This is a genomic window from Clostridium sardiniense (assembly GCF_019753795.1).
GTDB classification, from domain to species: Bacteria; Bacillota; Clostridia; order Clostridiales; family Clostridiaceae; genus Clostridium; species Clostridium sardiniense.
In genome coordinates this window covers 21432-43682 of sequence record NZ_JAIKTU010000003.1, presented here as the reverse complement: position 1 = coordinate 43682, position 22251 = coordinate 21432, and the positions used below count along the sequence as shown (strand labels likewise).

Below are 22251 nucleotides of genomic sequence, written 5' to 3'. Positions count from 1 at the left end.
AACTTATAGAAGGGCTATATCCACAATTTTTAGACATGGAATATAGTCCTTCTTTATTTTGGGATTCAACCATATTAGAAATATACGATCTAATGGAAAGCTACAACAGAAAACAAATGTTAAAGAGAAAAGAAAAAGAAGCAGAATTAAAAGCAAATATAATTCTTAATTCTGTACTAGCACGTCAGATAGGAGAATATGTAGCTTGTTTATTTAGTGAAGATGCTAGGGTAACACAAGTAAGTGAATTATTTCCGACTTTGTTTGAAGACGATATAGAAGATAATAAAAAAATAGAGAACGATATGGCTTTATATAAGGCTAAAATGGAGGCGTTTGCTTTTAGGCATAATAGTAGATTTAAAAGAAAGGAGGAATAGTTTATGGAAGGTGTTACTCTTGAAAATTTGCAGGTCATTATAGAGGCTCAAACACAAGGATTAAAGGCTGAGATGAATAGGGTTAAAAGTGAGATAAAAGGAATGACTGATACTGTAAATAGAGAAACTGGAAAAGTAAGGGCTGCCTTTAAGAATATATTCAAAGGGGCTATTTTTGCTTATGGATTAACGAAGATGGCACAACTTGCTAAGGAATCAACCAAAATGGCTATGCAAGTTGAAGGGGCAATTCAGCAGATAAAAAGAACTATGGGTGAAAGCTCACAAATGTTTTTAAAATGGGCCAAAGATAATGGTTTAGCTTTTAACTTAGCTCAATCAGATGTTATGAAGTTTGGTGCTATATATTCTAATTTATTAAGTGGATTTGCTGGTGGTACTAAGCAAACTATGCAATATACACAAGAATTGTTAAAGGCATCATCAATTGTAGCCAGTGGTACTGGGAGAACTATGGAAGATGTTATGGAGAGAATTCGTTCAGGTCTACTAGGAAATACAGAGGCTATTGAAGATTTGGGAATAAACGTAAATGTTGCTATGTTGCAATCAACAGAAGCTTTTAAAAGATTTGCTAATGGACAATCTTGGAATGATTTAAGTTTCCAAACTCAACAACAGATTAGGTTATTTGCAATTTTAGAGCAAACTTCAAGTAAGTTTGGTGATGAAGTTATGAATAATACTAATTCTAGTATGCAACAGTTAATAGCTGTACTTAAAGATGTTTGGTTAAACTTAGGAAACGCTTTTCTACCTATACTTAATGTTGTACTACCTATATTAACTAATTTTGCTATGGCTTTAAGAACAGTAACAGGATATGTGGCTGCGTTCATGCAAACACTTTTTGGAAAGAGCAAGAAGGCTGTTGAAGGTCCTAAAATGGCAACTAATACAATGAATAAAGCTAAAAGTGCTGCATTAGGTGGAGCGAATGCTCAAAATGGATATAATAAAGCTTTAAAAAAGACTGGTGAAACTGCTAAAAAGACATCTAAAGAAGTTAATAGATTGTTAGGTGGATTTGATGAAATAAATTCAATTAGTGATAGTGGAGCAAAAGGTGGAGGATTACCAAAGTCTAAAAAGGGAGATAAAACACCTATGCCAGCAGTACCATTACCCGATTTAGGTAATATGGCAATGGATTGGGGAATGGATAAAGAACCCGATATAAGCGGAATAAAAAGCGCTGTAAATAAACTGAAAAAGTTTTTAGAACCACTAATGGAAGCTTTTGAACGCTTGAAAAAGGCAGCAAAGCCAGTAATACAGACAGTAGGAAAACTTTTGATGTGGTTATTTAACAATATTCTTAAGCCATTTGCAAAGTGGACAATAGGGAAGGCATTACCAGCATTTCTAGATGTTATAAGTGGTGCACTAACTATTTTAAATCCTTTATTAATTTCATTTAAGCCGTTAGCATTATTTTTATGGAATAATTTTTTAGCGCCTATAGCATCTTGGACTGGCGGAGTAATAGTAGATGTATTAAAAGGTTTAGCTAATATATTGACAACAATAGGAAACTGGATGAGTGATCATATATCTGTAATTGAGAAAATAACAACTGTTGTAGTTGCATTTTTTGCTGCATGGAAAGTAGTTCAATTAATGTCTTTTATTCAGCAATCAGGTGGTTTAGTAGGAGCATTTTCTAAGATAACGGCAGCAATTAAGGCGTGCACTATTGCTAAAATATCAGATAAATTAGAAACTATTAAATTAACCTTTATGTATGCAAAAGATTTTGTTACTTCTATAGGGTCTAGTATAAAAGCTTTAGGTGAGTTAGTAAAAGGATTTGCAAAATCAATAGCTGCTAAAATAGCTGATAAGCTAGAGACATTACAGTTAGGAGCTTTATATGCAAAAGATTTCGTTATGTCTATTATTAATAGTACGATTGCGTTAGTTAAACAAGCTGCACAATTTGTAATAAATACAGGACTTAAAATAGCAGATACTACAGCTCAAATAGCAATGACTGCTGCAACTGTTGCTTGGAATGTTGTTTGTGGAATTGCTACAGTGGTAACAACTGCGTTAGGAGTAGCGATAGCATTCCTTACATCTCCGATTGGTTTGGTTATTTTAGCAATAGCAGCGATAATTGCAATTGGAGTGCTTTTGTATAAACACTGGGATGATTTGAAGGCTAAAGCAATTGAAGTTTGGAATAAAATAAAAGAAAAATTCAACCAATTCAAAGAGTGGTTAAGTGGTATATTTTCTAGGGATTGGACTAAAAGTTTCGGTGTTTTTGGGGATATATTAAATGCTTTTTCTAGGAATGTAAGTAATATATTTAATGGTGTTAAGCGAATATTTGGTGGAATAATTGATTTTGTTGCAGGAATATTTACTGGGAATTGGTCTAGAGCTTGGAATGGTGTTAAAGATATATTTAGTGGTATATTCGAGACATTTGCAGGAATTGCTAAAGCACCTTTAAATACAGTTATTGGATTAATAAATATGGCAATTGATGGGTTGAATTCTATTAGTTTTACTGCACCGAGTTGGGTTCCATTTGTAGGGGGTAAACATTTCGGAGTCAATATACCCAAGATGCCATACTTAGCTAAGGGTGGTATTATAGATAGCGCTACTCTTGCAGTAGTTGGTGAAGCTGGTAAAGAGGCGGTAATGCCTTTGGAAAATAATACAGGTTGGATTACTCAATTAGCGGAAAAAGTAGCAACAAGAATGCCGAAAGGTGGGAATGATAACTCATCAATTAGTGGAGATATTATATTTCAAATTGATAGTTCTGTAATAGGAAAAGTTGCATTAAAAGAATTAAGAAAAATGCAAAGACAGGGTGGAATAACAGTTCTGCCTGTATAAAAGGAGTGGTGATTGTGATTAAAGTAAATGGAGTAGCAATTGCTACTCCTAAATCATTACAAATAGATATAGCAGATTTAGATGGAGAGAGTAATCGTAATGCTAGAGGAGAACTTTTAAGAGATAGAATAGCAGTAAAAAGAAAATTAAATTTAGAATGGGGACCACTATCGGTGTCTGAGTGTTCTAAATTGTTAAAAGCAGTTTCTAGTGTATTTTTTACAGTAGAATTTTTGGATCCCCAAGAAGGAAGGTTTATAACTAAGACAATGTACGTTGGAGATAGAAGTATGCCAGTGCAATCGTATATAAAAGGTGTATTAAAGTGGCAAGGACTTAAAATGAATTTTATAGAAAAATAGAAGGGATGATTATATATGTTGAAAATAAGTAAAAGTATAACATTAACAGGAATAAGTGAAATAGAAGGACAGCAAGCTGTTTATATGAATGCAACGGTTTCTACAGATGGAGACGGAAGGGTTAATATAAATAAGTCTATAACTAATCAAGAGTTATATAACAAAAATAAAAAAGTAATTAGAAAAGATATGTCTGATTTTGAGTCACAAGTTCATGAAGTTGAAGATAATTTAAGCGCGGAGGTACAAGAATAATGAAAAAGAGAAATAAAAACAATTATAAAAATAATAAACAGAAAGTAGTAGATGTTGCGGCAACTCCGGTAGTTGAAGAAAAGAAACCTACTATACAAAAAGGGAATTACATTATAGAAGTATTAAGCGAAGGTAAGGTTATAAAGAAGGTAGCTGTAGCTAATGCAGAGATAAATATAACTAAATTAGTTGATGGAGGTCTTACAGTAGACCTTGGATAATAAGGAGTGTAAGATCAATGATTAATACAAGCACAGAATATAAAAATGAAATAAAACAAAATAGCAGAATGTTTGAATGTAAAGTTACTATAGGTGATAGAGTTTTTTCAAATGAAGATATAGTAGATATTAGAATAAATAGTAATACGCAACCGAATGAAGGGTTTTCTATAGGAACTGTAACATCACAACAGTTAGAATTGACTTTATTAAATAGAGCTGAAACAATATACTCAATGAATCAGATAAAGGTTGAAATAGGGCTTAAAATAGGTAATAACATAGAGTATTTACTTATGGGTTCATACAACATAGATGATATTGAAAAGACAGATTATACAATAAAGTTTACTGCTTATGATAATATGATAAAATTTGAAACTCCTTATTTCAGCAAGTTAGGAGATAAAGCAACTTTGCAACAAATAGTAAATGAATTAGCTACTATTACAGGAGTTAAATTTACGGGAAGCCTTCCAACATATAAATTAAAGAAGTTGGAAGGCTTTACTTGTAGAGAGGTTCTTGGTTATGTTGCTTCATTATGTGCTGGCAATGCTGTTATAAAAAGAGATGGTAGCTTTACAATTGTTAGTCCAAAAGAAATTAATTATACAATAGATGCTGGAAATTATATAGATTACAAAAGGGAAGATGTTGTATATAAAATTGGTAAAGTGAGTTGTCAGGTTGGAGAAAATATAATATCCAAAGGAGCTTTAGGCACTGATTCGATGGAGTTGGAATTTGAGAATCCTTGGATTGATGATAAGAATATAAATGATGTGTATAACAAGCTAAAGGAATTTACTTATCTTGGGTATACAATGAAGTGGCAAGGTGATATTTCATTAGATATAGGAGATATAGCAACTCTTATTGATAAAAATAATATAGAAAGAAAAATACCTATATTTAGTCAATCATTTACTTATACTGGTGGATTAACATCAGAGCTAGCAGCAAAAGGAGAAACTAAGAATAAAAATAGTTTTTCTAGCAATGGAAATACAAATAATAAAATAAATAGAGTGGTAACAGAACTTTTAATTGTAAATGAAGCTTTAATAAATAAGGCTAACATACAAGATCTACAAGCAATTAATGCAGAAATATATAATCTTAAAGTATCTAACGCAGAAATAGAAAATGCAATTATAAAATTTGCGACGATAGAAAGAGTTGAAGCAAACTATGCAGAACTTAAGAAATTAATAGCTGGCAGTGCAACAATAACTGATTTAAATGCAGCAGTAGGTAAAATAGATGTATTAATAACTAAAACAGCTGATATTGAACATTTATTAGCTGGTAATATTACTGCAGATAATATACAAGCTGGCACGATAACAGCAGGAAGCGGAATAATTGCAAATGGAGCTATAGGAGATGCACAGATAAGTTATTTAAGTGCTAATAAGATAAATACTGGTAGCTTAGATACTTCCTTAGTAACTATAGCTAGTGCTGATGGAATAATACAGATAACAGGCAATCAAATTTTAGTTAATAAAAACAATAGTAATAGAGTTATATTAGGAGAATATATAAAAACAGATGGAACTACAGACTATGGATTACTTGTAAGGGGCAAAGATAATCAAACAGTAATGATTGATGGTAATGGTGTTCATAATGCCGGTCTTACAAGTGATGCTATAAAGGATAATGTAGTTGCTAATGATGCTAATATAATGGGGTATAAACTCAATATTAATAGCGTTATAAGAGAAGTTAACGAAAATGGAACAGAGAGTATACAAGGCACTAAAGTGCAGGTTGGAGATAGGACTTTAGATGTTGAATTAAGTACACAAAAAAATACTATTACAGAACATGGTAAAGAATTATCAAGTCAAAAAGCAACTATTCAAGCAATGGATAAGGCTATTAAATTAAAGGTTGATGAACAGACATTTAAACAAAACATAAATGGACTTAATACTGAATTATCTAAAACTACATCAGAGCTTGGTGTATTAAAGGGTCAAATTGCTACTAAAGTGTCTAATACAGAGTTAAAACAAGAAGTATTAGTAATAAATGAAAGTATAAAAGGAATAAGAAGTGATTTAAACACAACTAAAAGTGAGTTTAAGCAAAAAACAGATAGTATAACAGCTAATATAGATGATTTAAGTTCAAAAACAACTACATTAGAAGTAGATGTAAATAATAAATTAAAAGTAGTTAACACTAATGTTAGCAATAATACATCTCAATTAAATTTATTAAAGAATGAAATAAATACAAAAGTATCTCAATCTGAAATAGATAAGAAGGTTATAGAAATAAATAATCAAATAAAATTATCTAACGAAAAAATAACTACAGTAGAAAGTAATTTTATTCAAAAAACAAATAGCATAACTCAAAAGGTAACAGAGGTACAAACTCAAACAACAAAGTTAGATGAGAAGGTTACATCTAATACAAGTAGAATAGGAACAGCAGAGCAAAAACTATTACCAGGAACAATTATAAGTACTGTAAGTGAGGCTCTTTCGGATGGTGGTGTAATTAAAGGAGTTTCTACATCAATAACTAGTGAATACTTTAGAGTTAGAAATATTAATAATAAGGCTAGATTAGATATATGGGATGGGAATATATCAACTTATTCAACAGATGGAAGAGATTGTATAGATATAATAGAGCAGAATATATATTTTTACGATTGGTTAAATGGTAATAAAAAAGTAGGTGGAATAGCGTCAGCTAGAAGTAATCAAGATAGTCTTTGGGGAATCGATGTATACTCCGAATTAAGTAGTGATACTGTTAGGTTAGGTTTAAGAGATTCAAATGGTATAATACAGACCAAAATAGAGACAAGCAGAAAAAAAGGGTTTATGATATATGATAATGTTGATGCAGTAGGAAGGAATTTTAAGGTAACTAAAATAAATCAAGATAATAAAGGTAGAATATTAGACTTTTGTAATTTGCAAGCTCAACATAATAATTTGAATGGTCCATATCAATCATGGCTAAGGTTTAATGTCTGGAACTCTGATAAAGTAGTTATTAATGCAGGTACAGGTAATGCTGGAAATTATGGAACTTGCAGAGCTAGAAGTTGGGAAACAATTAACAAATCAATACAACGTGCTAACACAAAGAATATAGCAAGTTATTATACGAGTTCTACAGAAGACACAATAAGTGATATAGGACATGGAATTATAGGAGAGAGTGGAGAAACTATAATAATGTTTGAAGATGATTTTCTTGCTTTTGCAGACACTAAAACAGCGTATTTTATAACTTATGAGGTTATAGGAAAAGATAGAAAGTCTGTATACACTAAAGAACATAATGTAAATTATTTTATTGTAGGTGGAGAAGTAGGACAAGAATTTAGTTTCAGAATGGAATGTAAAAAGCAAGGTGATAATTGCACAAGATATTACAGAGAATTCGAAAGTGATATAGAGGTAGTTAATAGAGGATTAGATAATATAGAAGGTATACATTCAGAAAGAAAGGAAGTAGAAGAAAGAGCAGGGTTAATTAATTATATTAGGGATGTAAAAGGTGAGAAGGACTTAGAATTAATTAAAGATATAAAAGAATTAAAAGAAGAAAATAAATCAATGCAAATATTAAATTTAATGAATGAAATAAGAAATGAAAGAGGTGTGTAAAATGATTTATAGAAATTTAACTAGCGTGGCTATTACAGAAATAGATGGATTAAAAGTATTAGCATTTTCTTATGATGAAATAGATGAATCAGGAAGAAAAATAAAAGATAATGTAAGAGAGAGTAGAGTGTTAACAAAAACAAGAGGTAACGATGAGATATTAGGAGTGCTGGGTAAACTGGAAGAGTATGCGAATAACTTAATGAATAACTTAGAATGAGGTGCAGTATGAAAAGAGTTCTTGAGTATAAAGTAGATCCCAATAAGAGTAAAATCAAACCAGAATCAATTGGGAGTGTTAGTGAAAATGATACTGTATATTTAAATATAAATATAGAAATTTTAACTGATGATTCTAGCAAGGTGAAAGTAGATATATTAGGAGAGAAGGGAGATGAAGATAATAAGGTTCTAATAGAGCAAAAGGATGATGAAAATGTAGAGAAAGAAGGAACAAATATAAAGATAAAATTAAAAGGAACTTTTGTAAGTACAGAAGGATTAGTAAGTCTTAATATTATATTTGCAGATGAAGAAGGAACTATAACAATTATAGGGCCTTATTTTTATGTAAACAAAACATTTGAAGGTGAGATTGTAGAAGATAAAGAGACTATAGATACCCTTAAAGAAATAAAAGAAGAAGCTCAAAAACTTATAAAAAGAGTTGATGATAAATTAAGTGAGATAAATCCAGAAGAACTAAAAGGAGAGCAAGGAGATACATGGATGCCCAATGTATCGAATGAAGGGGAGTTATCATGGGTAAAGAATAATACAGATAATCCACCAACTCCAGTTAATATTATGGGTCCAGAAGGGAAACAGGGACTACAAGGTAAAGATGGTGAGATTGGCCCACAAGGAATACAAGGGGAAAGTGGACTAACTCCGCATATAGGTGATAATGGAAATTGGTTTTTAGGTGACGAAGATACCGGAAAGCCATCTAAAGGTAAAGATGGAAATGGAGAGATAATATTAGATTATGTTCATGATAGTAATGAGGTTATAGAGATTTCAGAAATAGTTTATGATACAGCAACATTTATAACTAAAGAAAATCACGGACTTAAAAATGATGATCCTGTAATGTTAGTGTACGGAAAAGGCTTTTTAGAAAAGTTTGATACTAGAGTTGTTCCTACAGAGTTAAAGCAAGAGAGTACAGTGTTTGCAGTTAGTGATGTAACTGCAAATAGTTTTAAGATAATGAAGAGAATTTCTTCATCATCAGGAATAGGTTTTAGTAGATTTACAAATTCAAGTTACATTGATGTATCTAAATTTCACTTTGAAAAAGCTCCAGGATTATTAGAGCTAGAACTTGTAAAGAAGTATAAAAATATTAGTATAGAAGTTTTTACTGTATTTAGCTATCCATTTGAAATTAAGTTTGAAAAGTTTATATCTGGCGATAGAGGGTATAGAGAAAAATTTGATCCATTAGTAAATAGAGTTAAAGGAAATATATTTACTAAAATAGATATAAATTCAACTAAAGATATAACTATTATTGTTGCAGAATCTAATATAAATGTGTTCAATAATTCTTCAGATGTATATTTTTCTAGAAATTATTACGGACATAAAAGTGGGTTTAGCACAGAATTAAAATATATAGATAAGTTCACCTTAGACTTTGGAATACAGGTAAGTGGAGGAGCTTATCTACCAAATGGAACTAGAATAAAAGTAAGGAATTTAGGAGGGGTAGAAGATGATAGAAATTAAAAAATTAACTATTAATGCAATGACTGGAGAAATGACATTTACTATAACTGAAACTAAGAAGATGAAGGATGAAGAAAGAAAGAAATTGCCAGAGGAAGAAATAGAAGAACTAAAAATAAAGCAAAAAGAAACAGAAGAAGCTATAAACTTCTTAATTGAAGGTGCATTATCAAGAGGATTAGAGTAAGAAAGGAGAAATGAAAATGGGAAGTACAGTTATGTATAGGTGGGTAAAGAAGCTATATCTACAAGGTAGAGCAGATGAGAGAGAATTAGAAAGCGCAGTTAAAAAGAATTGGATAACTGAAGAAGAAAAAGAGGAGATTATAGCAAGTAAGAAAGATATTACAGAAAAGAAAAGAGGGAAAATGAATGTTTAAATTTATACCGGAAGCCATATCATGGTTATTAGTATTATACTTAGCTTTTAAGTTTATAGATATGGCATTAGGAATATTAAAATCAGTAAAGAACAAAAATTATAGAAGTAGAAAAATGAGAGATGGGATAATAAGGTGGATAGCTGAATTTTTAGGAATAGCATTTGTTTTATTATTAGATATATTTTTAAATTTAAAGTTTGCAGTTATAGGAATAACATTAGCACTATTTGCTTATAAAGAAGCTGGTAGTATATTAGAGAACTTAGCAGAATGTGATGTTAAATTACCATCTATAGTATCAGATAAATTAGAGATATTAAATCAAGGTAATAGTAAAGATAAAGACGAGAATAAAGATATAGATATAAAATAAATAATTAGGGCAATAAAGCGGGACTAGAGATAGTTTCTTTTTTATTATCAAAAATTAATATAAAAATATTGGTGAGAATTTATAGTTATAAAGTTTGCATACAAGCTATTCTATAGATTCTTATTTTTATATAAAAGACATTTATTAAGAAAGGACGTATTAAAAATGGAAGAGAAATTAAAACCACCAATATCAAGAATGGGAGGTAAATCAAAATTAAGGAATAAGATAATATCAAAGATTCCAGAACATACTTGTTATGTTGAGTTATTCTTTGGAGCAGGTTGGGTATATTTCGGGAAAGAACAATCAAAAGTAGAGGTGATAAATGATGTAGATAAGGAATTGATAAATTTATTTAGAATGATTAAATATCACGCTCCGGAAATAGAGAGGTTGCTGCAGTATGAGTTTTCAGGTAGAGATATTTTTGATGAGTATAAAAATTGCACTATAGAGTATCTAACTGAAATTCATAGAGCTATTAGATTTTTATATTTAACAAGTCAGAGTTTTGCATCTAAATGTGGAGTGTATGGATATGGTACAACAAAAAGACCATGCCCTCAAATATTTTATAAAGAAGAGTTAGAAAAAATTAAAGAGAGACTAAGGAATACTTATGTCGAAAATTTATCTTTTGAAAAAATAATAGATAAATACGATAGAGAGTATTCTTTTTTCTTTTGCGATCCACCATATTTTGAAACTGCTGGATATCAATATAGTTTTGGAGAAGAGGATCACATATTACTTAGAAATAAACTAAAAAATCTCAAGGGGAAATTCTTATTAACTATAAATGATAATCCAAAAGTTAGAGAGTGGTATAAGGATTTTAATATAGAAGAAGTTGAAGTTAATTATTCTGTATCAAGGGAAGCAAAAGCAAGAAAAAATTATAAAGAGTTAATAATAACTAATTATTAAAAATTAAAAGAAAGAAGGAATTAAAATGAATAAATTAACAATGGGAGTAAATGATGGACATACTATTTCAGGACCAGGAAGTGGAGCAGTAGGTAGAATAGTAGAAGGTAAAGAAACAAGAATGGTTGGAGGAGAACTTAGAAGATTATTAGCTAATAGTGGAGTTAATGTTGTTAACTGTACTATAGATAAAGCTAGTAGCACATCACAAAGTTTAGAGCTGGTAGTAAGACAAGCCAATAGACAAGACTTAGATTGGTTTATAGCAATTCACTTTAATGCTGGTGGTGGTAGAGGTGTAGAAGTTTATACTTATAAAGGTAGACAATACGCTGATGCAGTAGAGGTATGTAAGAATATCTCTAAGTTAGGATTTATAAATAGAGGAGTAAAAGAAGGTACAGGTCTTTATGTAATTAGAAAAACAAAGGCTAAGAGTATGCTTATAGAATGTTGTTTTGTAGATACAGACGATGCAAATAAGTACTTACAAGTAGGATATAAAGCGATTGCGAAAGCTATAGCAGAGGCTGTAGTTGATACTGTTAATTCAACAGAACCAATTAAGCCATCAAACCCAACAAAAAAAGAACTATGGGAATTATCAATAAGCGGGCCTATAGTAAAAGAACTTCAAGAAGAGATAAACGACCAGGGATTCGGAAGTATAAAAGTTGATAGTTACTTTGGAGAAAATACATTAAAATGTTGTCCTATAATTAGATATGGAGCAATAGGAAATATAACAAAAATAGCTCAAAAGAGATTAAATGCATTAGGATATAGTACAAATGGAATAGATGGAAAGTTCTTTGATGGAACTAAAAAGGCTGTTATTGAATTGCAAAAAGCAAATGGACTTGATCCAGATGGTGTTATTGGTAAGAACACATGGAACGCTTTATTTAGAAAATAATTAAATAGTGCTAGAATATTTAAAGGTAGTAGAATTTTTTCTACTACCTTTGTTTTAGTTTTATTATTAATGATTGCTAATCATCATGATTATCATCAGAAATATCTTTATCAAATTCTGTTACTGAACCGTTTTCAGCATTTACAGTTATTTCATATTCAATATTACCTTTTATAATTTTCCCTTCATATTCAGGAGTTTCATCATTATCAAAATAGAAACTTACAAAATTAGAACTACCTACTTTATTTTTCATTATTTCTTTAGCTTTTTCAGCACTTATGAAATTTGAAGTTTTGTTTGAAGTGGTAGTAGTTTTATTTGAAGTATTATTTACATCTGAAGTTTCGTTTGAAGTAGTATTTGTATTTGAATAATTGGTGATAGAAATATTTTCTTTTTCAAATTTTATTATTGAACCATTTTTAGCATTTACAGTTATTTCATATTCAATATTACCTTTTATAATTTTCCCTTCATATTCAGGGGTTTCATCGTTATCGAATGAAAATTCTATAAAAGTTCCACCCGGGACTTTTGATAACATTAACTGCTTTGCTTTATTAGAGTCAATTAGTGATTTTTGTGAAAGTGTAGGTTGAGATTTAGTTGTTTTTTGAGTGTTAGAAGCGTATGTAATTATTCCAGATGAAATTATAACTACTGCAATTCCGCTTAAAATACTTTTTAGAAATTTACTCATAATAACCTCCTTAAAGTTTATTTAATATAGATTAAACTGCAGTAAAGTTTAGTTATTGCAAACAATTTAATCTATAGTTATTATAAATGAACATATTAAATAAAATATAGAAGATATCTTAATAAATTCTTAATAAAAAATGTACAAAATAAAAATATGGTAATAACTACCTTTGCAAAAGGGGGTATATCATTATCTTTTCATAGTATAATTTTACTTTGTGAAGTTATAAAACAAAATCTACTAAGATGTATATAGCTTAGTGACTTTTATTATATTCAAAATGGATATTAATAAATAAAAAACACCCCTTATTCGATAAAAAATTAGGAGTGCTTGGGAATTATGTACAAAATCATTTAAAAATATCTTTTAACATAGGATTAATTAAATTATAAAAATATATAGTCAATATATCAATAAACATAATATGAAATAAATCTTAAGAAATTATTATCATAAAGAAAACAAAAAAAGATAGTGATTAATACTCTGCATAGGAAGAAAAAATCACTATCTTTTATTAAGTTATGAACAACTTGTATTTAAATTATAACTAAAATATATTAATTAAATATATATTAAACCTTAAAATATTCTTATTAAAATATGTATAAATAACTTGGGTTAAGACTTTCTTGCTAAATTATTTTTAATCAATGTTATTACTATAATAAGTAAAATGACTACAATAAAAGTAATTATTCTAAAATTAATAGTTACAATTCCAAAGTAGCGTTTTAGTATTAAATCTAATAGAAAATTCATTACGAATCCTATAATTATACCGAGTATAATAGGGTGTTTAAATTTAAATATCATTAAAGATCACTCCTTTTAAATTATTATAAATAAATATATATAAGATAAAAGAACCTACTTGAAAGATACAAAACAAGCAAGTTCTTTTTAGTTATGTGAATTTTATTTAGTCGTTATAATTTGATTTTACCTACCTTGGAAACTAACTTCAATAAACATAATATGAAATAAACCTTAATAAATTCTTATCAAAAAATGTACAAATAAAAAAGATAGTGAAAATACTCTTAGAGAGGAGCCTATCACTATCTTTTTTGTATAAAAATTATTATTATGTTTAAATTTATTATAACTACAATATATGAATCAAATATAGAATAATTATTAAAATAATCTTATGAAAATATGTATAAATAAAAACTAGAAGAAAGAGAAGTCTAAAATCCTTCTAGTTTTATACTGTAAGCACAGTAATAAATATGGTAATAAGTTTAAATGACAAAGAAAAAAGATACTAAGCTGATAACTTTAATGGAGAGGAGACTTCTTTATAAAGTAAAACACACGATAAGGTTTCCTTCGGAAGTAATTATAAATGAAAAAGTTAACATGATATAGATTGAACATTAAAATTAGCTTATCAAAATATGATAATACATAAAAAGATAGTAGTTAAATGATTAGAATCAAAACTACTATCTTTTAGTGATTTACGAAAATATATAATTGAAGAAGAAAAGATAGTAACAATTATGGTTTTGAAAGTAAAGAATAATAAAGTTACTATCGTTTCTAATTTAATTCTTACAAATAATATTTTAAATCAAAAAAATTAATAAAATATAGAATAAATCTTAAAATAATATTATGAAAATATGTATAAAATAAAAAGATAGCTATGACTATCTTTTTAAGGGGTGCCAGCTCACTATCTTTCTATTAAGCTATGAATAACTTATATTTAGATTATAACTAAAATATATTAATTAAATATGGAATAAATCTTAAAAGAATATTATTATAAACGTAAGACAAAAACCCTCATTCAATAAAGAATGGGGCTTTGTTTAGCTGTCACACTAATTAAATTTGAATATTATTTAATTATTTAATATTTTATAGAGTGTAAGTTAATTATAAAATATACTGAAAATATATCAATAAACATAATATGAAATAAACCTTAAGAAATTCTTATCAAAAAATGTACAAATAAAAAATATAGTGAAAATACTCTTAGATAGGAGTTAGTCATTGTCTTTTTATTAAGCTGTGAACAAATTGTATTTAAATTATAACTAAAATATATTAATTAAATATATAATAAACCTTAAAATAATCTTATTTAAATATAAAGCAAAAACCCTCATTCAATAAAGAATGAGGGTTTTGTTGTGATTATAAAAATTATGTACAAAATTATTCGAAAAAATTTTTACATTAGACATTAGGGTAATTAAATTATAAGAGTATTAAGAGAATATATCAATAAATATAGTATAAAATAAACCTTAAGAAATTCTTATAAAAAAATGTATAAAATAAAAAGATAGTGATATGCAATCTGATAGAGGAAGACCAATCACTATCTTTCTATTAATCTATGAACAACTTGTATTTAAATTATAGCTAAAATATATTAATTAAATATAGATTAATATTATAATAAATTTAAACAATAAAAAAAGAAACCACTTGAAAACATTAAATAAAAACAAGTGGTTTCTTTTGATAATGAATTCACTCAAAAGAGTAATTTAATTATATTACATAGGATTTAAGTTATATATATAATGAATAATATCTTAAAAAAATCTTATCAAAATATGTATAAAATAAAAAAAGATAGCTATAACTATCTTTTTAAGGGGTGACAGCTCACTATCTTTCTATTAAGCTATGAATAACTTATATTTAAATTATAACTAAAATATATTAATTAAATATGGAATAAACCTTTTATAAATCTAAAGAAAAAAACCCTATTCAATAAAGAATGGGGGTTTTTTCTTTAGATTCACGTACAAATTTATTCAAAAAATACGATTAGTTTTTATGGATTAATTTAATTATAAAATATATTGAATATATATCAACAAACATAATATGAAATAAAACTTAAGAAATTCTTATTAAAAAATGTACAAATAAAAAAGATAGTGAGATAACCCGAAGGATAAATCACTATCTTTAGATAATAAGTTATGAACAGCTTGTATTTAAATTATAGCTAAATTATATTAATTAAATATAGAAGAAATCTTAAAATAAGATTATGAAAATATGTTTAATTAATAAATATTACTAAATTGTAAATACTACCTTAATATCTTCTTAAAAGAAACGATAAGTATTGAAAAAGAGGTAATAAATATAGTTATATTTATTAAAGAGAATAAAATTGGAGGGGATAATATGATGTTATCAAAATTAATAGAACAAAAGAAACAAGCACAAAAAAGACAAGCACAAAAAAAGACTGCTAAAACATTAGCCACTGGTGTAACAGTTGGTGCAATTATAGGAGCATTAAGTGGGGTATTACTTGCTCCTAAATCTGGAAAGGAGAATATTGAGAATTTAAAGGATGCAACAAAAAATGTTGGATCAAAAGTAAAAGATAAAGCAAAAGTAACTAAAAATAATATTTCTGAAGCTAGAGCGAAGATTAAGGATTACTTAAAGGATAAAAAAACAACATCTGAAGTTACTTGTAAATTACCTAATGAGAAAGAAGTTGAAAATTCAGTTGATGAAAAAGTAGAAGATTCAGAGGAAAATAATTAATGTATATTAGTGTAGATAGTTTATTCTGGTTTATCATTATATTACTTGCGATTGGAGCATTAGGATTATTAATAATTTGTTTATTAAAATTATTTAAAGTATTAATTAAAGTTGATGGTCTATTAGAAACTAATACAAAGAATTTAAATGTAATACTAGGAAACATAAAAGATATTTCGAGTAATACAAAGGATATAAGTGATGTAGTAACGGATGTTACAGCGGATGCTATAATAGCAAAAGAAAATATAACTAATAAAATAAATAATATAAAAGACATAGCACAAATAGCTATTGATGTGTTTTCAAATAATACATAATAAATAAAAATAGAATGTTTCATTAGATATACTATAGGTATTATTGTATTTAAAATAATTCTATTTATATTAATATTGATTGGAAAGTAGAATAAGATTTATAGTCAAGATAGGGGGATATATGAAAAAACAATCTTTACTTTAATAATTATAGCCAATAAAACTAAATACAAAACAAAACCCCTCATTCAATAAAGAGTGAGGGGTTCTTTTTAGGGGTAAGAAATTATACATAAAATCACTCAAAGTATTTTTAAAATAAGGTTAAATAAATTATAAAATTAAATAGTTAATATAACAATAAACATACTATGAAATAAACCTTAAGAAATTCTTATAAAAATACAGTTAATTAAATATCAATGAAAATATTAAAGTTAAAATAATAACAGCAAATATAATAAAAATACGTTTTAGAGATTCTTGTTTCATAATACCTCCTAAATTATATAAGTAAAAAAGATAGTGAAAAGTACTCCTAAGGGGAGAAAAACACTATCTTTTTCTATGGAATCTAATAATTAATGCATAAATTAAGTATACATAGTAAACTCTAATTTATAAATATATAAACTATGAAATAAATCTTAATATATTCTTAGTAAAATATAGATAAATAAAAAACAAAGGGACAGAGCAGCTAAAAGTCCTTACAGTTTCTATTAAGTAAGTACAGTATAAATATATTATCATAAATTTATATAACCAAAAAGAAATCACCTAACAAAGATAGAAATAGATGATTTCTTTTACATATGATATTTTAAGTGAACATAAATATTATAAATTAGAGAGTTTAATATGTACATAAACATACTATGAAATAAACCTTAAGAAATCCTTATCAAAAAATGTACAAATAAAAAAGATGGTGGTAACTTATATATGAAAGAGAAGCTAAACCACTATCTTTTTAGAATTATATGTCTAAGATTATTATAACTAAAATATATTAATCAAATATAGAATAAATCTTAAAATAAGATTATATAAATGTTAATAAATAAAAAACTAGAAGGATAGAGCAGTTAAAAGTCTTTCTAGTTTTTATGTAACTGTAGATTATAAGTATATTATCATGAATTTAAACAATCAAAAAGAGCAACTAGAAATATCTAGTTGCTCTTTTTGATTATACTGAAAAGAGTTCCTTAATAGGAACAATTACAGTATATATTAATATAACAATAACAACAATAAACAAAGTGTATAATAAATCTTAAAATAATCTTATCAAAATATGTACAAAAAAATACTGCTAGAATAACCAAGGGGAATTGGAATAAGATTCTAACAGTATTTAAATAAGTTATATGAATTTACTTTACCTATAGAATAACAAATATATATTAACTGGTAATAGACACAGTATTAATATTTGCAAAATAAAAAAAGATAGTAGTAAAATGATTGGGATCAAAATCATTTTACTACTATCTTTTAAGTATTTTGTATATTAGCATACTGCTATAAAGAAAATGCTTAATTTTATTATAAACAGAAATATTTAATATAATATAGAATAATTCTTAAAAAAATCTTATTAAAAAATATATAAATAAAAAACTAGAAGAACAGAGCAGTTAAAGCCCTTCTATCTTTCATTATGTAAGTGTAGATTATAAATATATTATCATAAATTCAAATAATAAAAAAAGAAACCGCTTATAGAAAATAATAAACAAGTGGTTTCTTTTTTGATAAGACTTTTATTTATAAAGGCAACATAATTATAAAATGAAAGTGAGGTTTTATCCATATATAAATCATGAAAAATATCTTAAAATAAACTTATTAAAAAATGTACAAAAAAAGATAGCGATAAATCTATTCTTAGGGAAGGAAAAAAACGCTATCTTTTTTGATTATACTTATTATTTTATAGAATTCCATAAGGAATAATTACAGTATATATAATTAGAGTAATAAAGACAATAAACATAATATGAAATAAAACTTAAGAACTTCTTATTAAAAAATGTACAAATAAAAAAGATAGTGATAACTATCTTTTTAGGGGGACAGCTCACTATCTTTTTATAAAGTTAAGTATTTATGTGTATTTAAATTATAACTAAACTATATTAATTAAATATAGAATAAATCTTAAAATAAGATTATGAAAATATTAATAAATAAAAAACTAGAAGGACAGAGCAGTTAAAAGTCCTTCTAGTTTCTATTAAGTAAGTACAGCATAAATATATTATTATAAATTTAAACAATAAAAAAGAAACCACCTAGAAAAGATATAATAGGTAGTTTCTTTTAATGAATCTTATTCCAAAAGAGCATCTTAATTATAAAATTTAAGTTGCTTTTTATCCATATATAAATTGTGAAAAATATCTTAAAATAATCTTATCAAAATATGTACAAAAAATACTGCTAGAATAACCAAGGGGAATTGGAATAAGATTCTAACAGTATTTAAATACGTTATATGAATTCACTTTACCTATAGAATAACAAATATATATTAACTAATAATAGACTCATTATTAATATTCGCAAATAAAAAAGATAGTAGTAAAATGATTGGGATCAAAACCTACTATCTTTTAGGGTGTTTATTATTAATAGTAAAATTAATTCTATTTATATTATAAATAGAATTAATAAACATAATATAGAAGAATTCTTAAAAAAATCTTATTATACATTGTATAAATAGTGAATTTGTAAAAATAAAAAAGCAGTAGAACATCGAGTAATCTACTGCTTAAGAATAAGTTATTTTATGTACTTCATGGGTAATGACAGTACATTAAAATTATATCATCAGAAGTACTAAAAACGTACTATAATTTATAAAAATTTATATAAATTATATAAAATAACAAAATATAATTTATAAAATAAATAGAAAGTCAGCACAAAACAATAGAAAATAAGTTAAATTGATAGAGTGGGAATAAGATTAAACATATTTAGGGATAAAATAATTAAAAGGAGCTATAGTTATATAGCTCCTTTTTTATTATTTAAATGAATTAATAGTTTTTAATCTAGCTTCCATCTTTTCACTTGGAGAGATTTTGAAATCATAATTGTATACTGCATTTTCAAAGTCACCATAAGTTGGATTTGGAAGTACTATGTATTTAGTTCCAAAGAATTTCTTTTCTTTTTCTACTATGGAACGTCTTTCTTCGTTACTCTTTTTATCATATCCATTAGGGAAATCACCTAAATTATCTCCACAATATATTGCAAGATTATATTTTTCTTTGATTTTATTCCATCTAGCATCCTTATTGCTAGTATCTGTTTTTAGAAGTATATGTTCTTTATCAGAATTTACAAAGCCTAATTTTTTCATATTCTTTATTGTGGCATCAAGTTCTTTATCTTCACTTCTATTTGATACGTAAAATACCTCAAAACCTTTACTTTTAGCGTAGTCAGTAAATTCCTTTGCGCCATCAATAGCTTTTGCATCTGCCTTTTGAACCCATTCACCAAAGTTTTCTTTTGAATATAATTCATTATGTTTTATTTCATATCCTGCATGAGGAGAATTATCTATAATAGTTTCATCTATATCTAGAGTAACAGCATAAGGTTTATCAGTTTTTTCTTTCACTAATTTATCTACATAGTTCATTCCAGAGTTATAAGCTTCATATCTTAATGCCTTTACTTCTCCAGAGTTTTGTTGCCATAGAGTAGCTAGAACATTTTGTTGAACTAAAGCTTTAGTATCATTATTTTCGTACTTTGCTTCAACTTGTGCTATCTCATTAGAATGCTTTTCGTTTTCATAGATTAGAGTCCCTCCAGTACCTACACCAATTCCGATGATTAATGATAGGATTATCCCTTGTATTTTGGTCTTATTCATGTAAAACTTCCTCTCTTTTGTAAAGTAATTAAATATTATTGCAAACAATTACAGTTTATTTCTTATTTGTAATTAAATCAATTAACAGGGTATGAACAAAATTTTACAATTAAATGAATGATATAAGTATTGAGTTATATATAATAAAATAACTGTAATATAAGTATAATATTAACTAAAATTATATAAAATATTTAAATGTTTACATGAAACAAATTGTTAATATTCCGCTTTTATAAGAAAACGATATGTAGTAAAATAAAGAAGGATATCATTTTCATTAATGAAGTTTAGAGATTTTTTTAATGAAAATGAGCTATCGGTTATAAATATAGTGTGTAGCGCATAATATAAAGTTATGTTAAGAATAATCACACAAAATTAAGGAGGACGCGATTATGACTAAAGGACTATCATTAGACTTATCTAAAGTAGCTCCATATCTAAACATGGATGAAATTGATTTTATGGGGGATTTAGTACAATCAGCACATAAAAAATTACATGAAGGAACTGGTGCAGGAAATGACTTCTTAGGTTGGATTGACCTACCTGTAAATTATGATAAAGTAGAATTTACAAGAATACAAGAAGCAGCAAAGAGAATTCAAGAAACTTCAGATGTTCTTATAGTAATAGGAATAGGTGGATCATACTTAGGAGCTAGAGCAGCTATAGAAATGCTTACAAATAACTTCTATAATGTATTATCAAAAGAAGATAGAAAAGCTCCACAAATATTCTACGTAGGTAATAACATAAGTGCAACATACATGAATCAATTATTAAAGGCTATAGAAGGAAAGGATATTTCAGTTAACGTAATATCAAAATCAGGTACTACAACTGAACCTGCAATAGCATTTAGAATATTTAAAGATCTTCTTGAAAAGAGATATGGAAAAGAAGAAGCTAAAAAGAGAATATACGCAACAACTGATGCTTCAAAGGGAGCTCTTAAGACATTAGCAGATGCAGAGGGATACGAAACTTACGTAATTCCTGATGATGTTGGAGGAAGATTCTCAGTTTTAACAGCAGTTGGATTACTTCCAATAGCAGCAGCTGGAGTTAATATAGAAGAAATGATGAAGGGTGCAGCAGATGCAAGAGAAACTTACTCAAATCCTTCAGTTAAAGAAAATGACTGTTACAAATATGCAGCAGTAAGAAATGCTTTATATAACAAAGGAAAAACTATAGAAATCTTAGTAAACTACGAACCATCACTTCACTACTTCAACGAATGGTGGAAGCAATTATACGGAGAATCAGAAGGAAAAGACAACAAGGGAATATTCCCAGCAGCTGTTGATTTCTCAACTGACCTTCACTCAATGGGACAATATATCCAAGAAGGAAGAAGAGATCTTTTTGAAACTGTTATAAATGTAGATAAAGCTGAAGAATCAGTTATAATAGAAGCTACAGAAGATAATATAGATGGATTAAACTTCTTAGCTGGAAAAGATATGAACTTTGTAAACCAAAAAGCTTTCCAAGGAACTTTATTAGCACATAATGATGGTGGAGTTCCAAACATGGTAGTTAATGTACCAGAATTAACTCCATACTACTTTGGACAATTAGTTTACTTCTTTGAAAAAGCATGTGGAATCAGTGGATATCTTTTAGGTGTAAATCCATTCAACCAACCAGGTGTTGAAGCATACAAGAAGAATATGTTTGCTTTACTTGGAAAACCAGGATTTGAAGATTTAAAAGCTGAATTAGAAGCTAAATTAAAATAATATATA

General features: G+C 27.2%; 18 protein-coding genes. 16 read left to right on the top strand and 2 right to left on the bottom strand.

The features are described from left to right. Positions 1-116: 116 nt before the first annotated feature. From K5V21_RS03590 to K5V21_RS03530, 13 genes are all read left to right on the top strand, one after another. The gene (locus K5V21_RS03590; RefSeq protein ID WP_221859259.1) at positions 117-380 is read left to right on the top strand and encodes a hypothetical protein; all 264 of its coding nucleotides are present in this window, start codon (positions 117-119) and stop codon (positions 378-380) included. A gap of 3 nt (positions 381-383) precedes the next feature. Further along, positions 384-3257 (top strand): hypothetical protein, encoded by a 2874-nt coding sequence (locus K5V21_RS03585; RefSeq protein ID WP_221859257.1) that lies wholly within the window; start codon positions 384-386, stop codon positions 3255-3257. A 14-nt stretch (positions 3258-3271) separates the two neighbouring features. Next, on the top strand, positions 3272-3619 hold the full coding sequence (locus K5V21_RS03580; protein ID WP_245000634.1) for a DUF6711 family protein: 348 nt from the start codon (positions 3272-3274) through the stop codon (positions 3617-3619). Positions 3620-3634: 15 nt separating this feature from the next. After that, positions 3635-3874, top strand: coding sequence for a hypothetical protein (locus tag K5V21_RS03575; protein WP_221859253.1), 240 nt, complete (start codon positions 3635-3637; stop codon positions 3872-3874). Next, positions 3874-4095 (top strand): hypothetical protein, encoded by a 222-nt coding sequence (locus tag K5V21_RS03570; protein WP_221859251.1) that lies wholly within the window; start codon positions 3874-3876, stop codon positions 4093-4095. Before K5V21_RS03575 ends, K5V21_RS03570 begins: the two co-directional genes overlap by 1 nt. 17 nt (positions 4096-4112) lie before the next feature. Then, the gene (locus K5V21_RS03565) at positions 4113-7742 is read left to right on the top strand and encodes a hypothetical protein (RefSeq protein WP_221859249.1); all 3630 of its coding nucleotides are present in this window, start codon (positions 4113-4115) and stop codon (positions 7740-7742) included. Between the two features lies 1 nt (position 7743). After that, positions 7744-7962, top strand: coding sequence for a hypothetical protein (locus K5V21_RS03560; protein WP_221859247.1), 219 nt, complete (start codon positions 7744-7746; stop codon positions 7960-7962). Positions 7963-7970: 8 nt separating this feature from the next. Continuing rightward, positions 7971-9476 (top strand): hypothetical protein, encoded by a 1506-nt coding sequence (locus K5V21_RS03555; protein WP_221859245.1) that lies wholly within the window; start codon positions 7971-7973, stop codon positions 9474-9476. Further along, positions 9463-9663: a hypothetical protein gene (locus K5V21_RS03550; RefSeq protein WP_221859243.1), complete on the top strand. Its 201-nt coding sequence runs from the start codon at positions 9463-9465 to the stop codon at positions 9661-9663. The genes K5V21_RS03555 and K5V21_RS03550 overlap by 14 nt, the downstream gene beginning before the upstream one ends. Before the next feature lie 16 nt (positions 9664-9679). Beyond that, positions 9680-9856 carry an XkdX family protein gene (locus tag K5V21_RS03545; protein WP_245000633.1) on the top strand — a complete coding sequence of 59 codons (177 nt, stop codon included), beginning with the start codon at positions 9680-9682 and terminating at the stop codon, positions 9854-9856. After that, positions 9849-10232 (top strand): phage holin family protein, encoded by a 384-nt coding sequence (locus tag K5V21_RS03540; protein WP_221859241.1) that lies wholly within the window; start codon positions 9849-9851, stop codon positions 10230-10232. The genes K5V21_RS03545 and K5V21_RS03540 overlap by 8 nt, the downstream gene beginning before the upstream one ends. A gap of 165 nt (positions 10233-10397) precedes the next feature. Continuing rightward, a complete protein-coding gene (locus K5V21_RS03535; protein ID WP_221859239.1) occupies positions 10398-11162 on the top strand; it encodes a DNA adenine methylase in 765 nt (254 codons plus the stop codon). A 25-nt stretch (positions 11163-11187) separates the two neighbouring features. Continuing rightward, positions 11188-12078 (top strand): N-acetylmuramoyl-L-alanine amidase, encoded by an 891-nt coding sequence (locus K5V21_RS03530; RefSeq protein ID WP_221859238.1) that lies wholly within the window; start codon positions 11188-11190, stop codon positions 12076-12078. Positions 12079-12154: 76 nt separating this feature from the next. Here the strand turns inward: K5V21_RS03530 and K5V21_RS03525 are convergent, their stop codons facing one another. After that, a complete protein-coding gene (locus K5V21_RS03525) occupies positions 12155-12781 on the bottom strand; it encodes a PepSY domain-containing protein (RefSeq protein WP_221859236.1) in 627 nt (208 codons plus the stop codon). Positions 12782-15958: 3177 nt separating this feature from the next. Here K5V21_RS03525 and K5V21_RS03520 point away from each other — a divergent pair. Beyond that, positions 15959-16330 (top strand): YtxH domain-containing protein, encoded by a 372-nt coding sequence (locus K5V21_RS03520; RefSeq protein ID WP_221859234.1) that lies wholly within the window; start codon positions 15959-15961, stop codon positions 16328-16330. Further along, complete coding sequence (locus tag K5V21_RS03515; protein ID WP_221859232.1) at positions 16330-16650, top strand: hypothetical protein; 321 nt, start codon at positions 16330-16332, stop codon at positions 16648-16650. The genes K5V21_RS03520 and K5V21_RS03515 overlap by 1 nt, the downstream gene beginning before the upstream one ends. A gap of 2980 nt (positions 16651-19630) precedes the next feature. Here K5V21_RS03515 and K5V21_RS03510 read toward each other — a convergent pair. Then, on the bottom strand, positions 19631-20494 hold the full coding sequence (locus K5V21_RS03510; protein WP_221859230.1) for a 5'-nucleotidase, lipoprotein e(P4) family: 864 nt from the start codon (positions 20492-20494) through the stop codon (positions 19631-19633). 398 nt (positions 20495-20892) lie between these two features. Between K5V21_RS03510 and K5V21_RS03505 the strand changes: the two genes are divergently transcribed. Next, positions 20893-22245, top strand: a complete 1353-nt coding sequence (locus tag K5V21_RS03505) for a glucose-6-phosphate isomerase (RefSeq protein WP_221859227.1) — start codon at positions 20893-20895, stop codon at positions 22243-22245. The last annotated feature ends 6 nt before the right edge of the window (positions 22246-22251 follow it).

Excerpts from the sequence above, each read along its gene's own strand:
- K5V21_RS03565 (WP_221859249.1), top strand. The coding sequence starts at position 4,113 with ATGATTAATACAAGCACAGAATATAAAAATGAAATAAAACAAAATAGC.
- K5V21_RS03535 (WP_221859239.1), top strand. The coding sequence starts at position 10,398 with ATGGAAGAGAAATTAAAACCACCAATATCAAGAATGGGAGGTAAATCA.
- K5V21_RS03515 (WP_221859232.1), top strand. The coding sequence starts at position 16,330 with ATGTATATTAGTGTAGATAGTTTATTCTGGTTTATCATTATATTACTT.
- K5V21_RS03525 (WP_221859236.1), bottom strand. The coding sequence starts at position 12,781 with ATGAGTAAATTTCTAAAAAGTATTTTAAGCGGAATTGCAGTAGTTATA.
- K5V21_RS03570 (WP_221859251.1), top strand. The coding sequence starts at position 3,874 with ATGAAAAAGAGAAATAAAAACAATTATAAAAATAATAAACAGAAAGTA.
- K5V21_RS03505 (WP_221859227.1), top strand. The coding sequence starts at position 20,893 with ATGACTAAAGGACTATCATTAGACTTATCTAAAGTAGCTCCATATCTA.
- K5V21_RS03555 (WP_221859245.1), top strand. The coding sequence starts at position 7,971 with ATGAAAAGAGTTCTTGAGTATAAAGTAGATCCCAATAAGAGTAAAATC.
- K5V21_RS03540 (WP_221859241.1), top strand. The coding sequence starts at position 9,849 with ATGTTTAAATTTATACCGGAAGCCATATCATGGTTATTAGTATTATAC.
- K5V21_RS03575 (WP_221859253.1), top strand. The coding sequence starts at position 3,635 with ATGTTGAAAATAAGTAAAAGTATAACATTAACAGGAATAAGTGAAATA.
- K5V21_RS03550 (WP_221859243.1), top strand. The coding sequence starts at position 9,463 with ATGATAGAAATTAAAAAATTAACTATTAATGCAATGACTGGAGAAATG.
- K5V21_RS03590 (WP_221859259.1), top strand. The coding sequence starts at position 117 with ATGTTAAAGAGAAAAGAAAAAGAAGCAGAATTAAAAGCAAATATAATT.
- K5V21_RS03520 (WP_221859234.1), top strand. The coding sequence starts at position 15,959 with ATGATGTTATCAAAATTAATAGAACAAAAGAAACAAGCACAAAAAAGA.
- K5V21_RS03510 (WP_221859230.1), bottom strand. The coding sequence starts at position 20,494 with ATGAATAAGACCAAAATACAAGGGATAATCCTATCATTAATCATCGGA.
- K5V21_RS03560 (WP_221859247.1), top strand. The coding sequence starts at position 7,744 with ATGATTTATAGAAATTTAACTAGCGTGGCTATTACAGAAATAGATGGA.
- K5V21_RS03585 (WP_221859257.1), top strand. The coding sequence starts at position 384 with ATGGAAGGTGTTACTCTTGAAAATTTGCAGGTCATTATAGAGGCTCAA.
- K5V21_RS03530 (WP_221859238.1), top strand. The coding sequence starts at position 11,188 with ATGAATAAATTAACAATGGGAGTAAATGATGGACATACTATTTCAGGA.
- K5V21_RS03545 (WP_245000633.1), top strand. The coding sequence starts at position 9,680 with ATGGGAAGTACAGTTATGTATAGGTGGGTAAAGAAGCTATATCTACAA.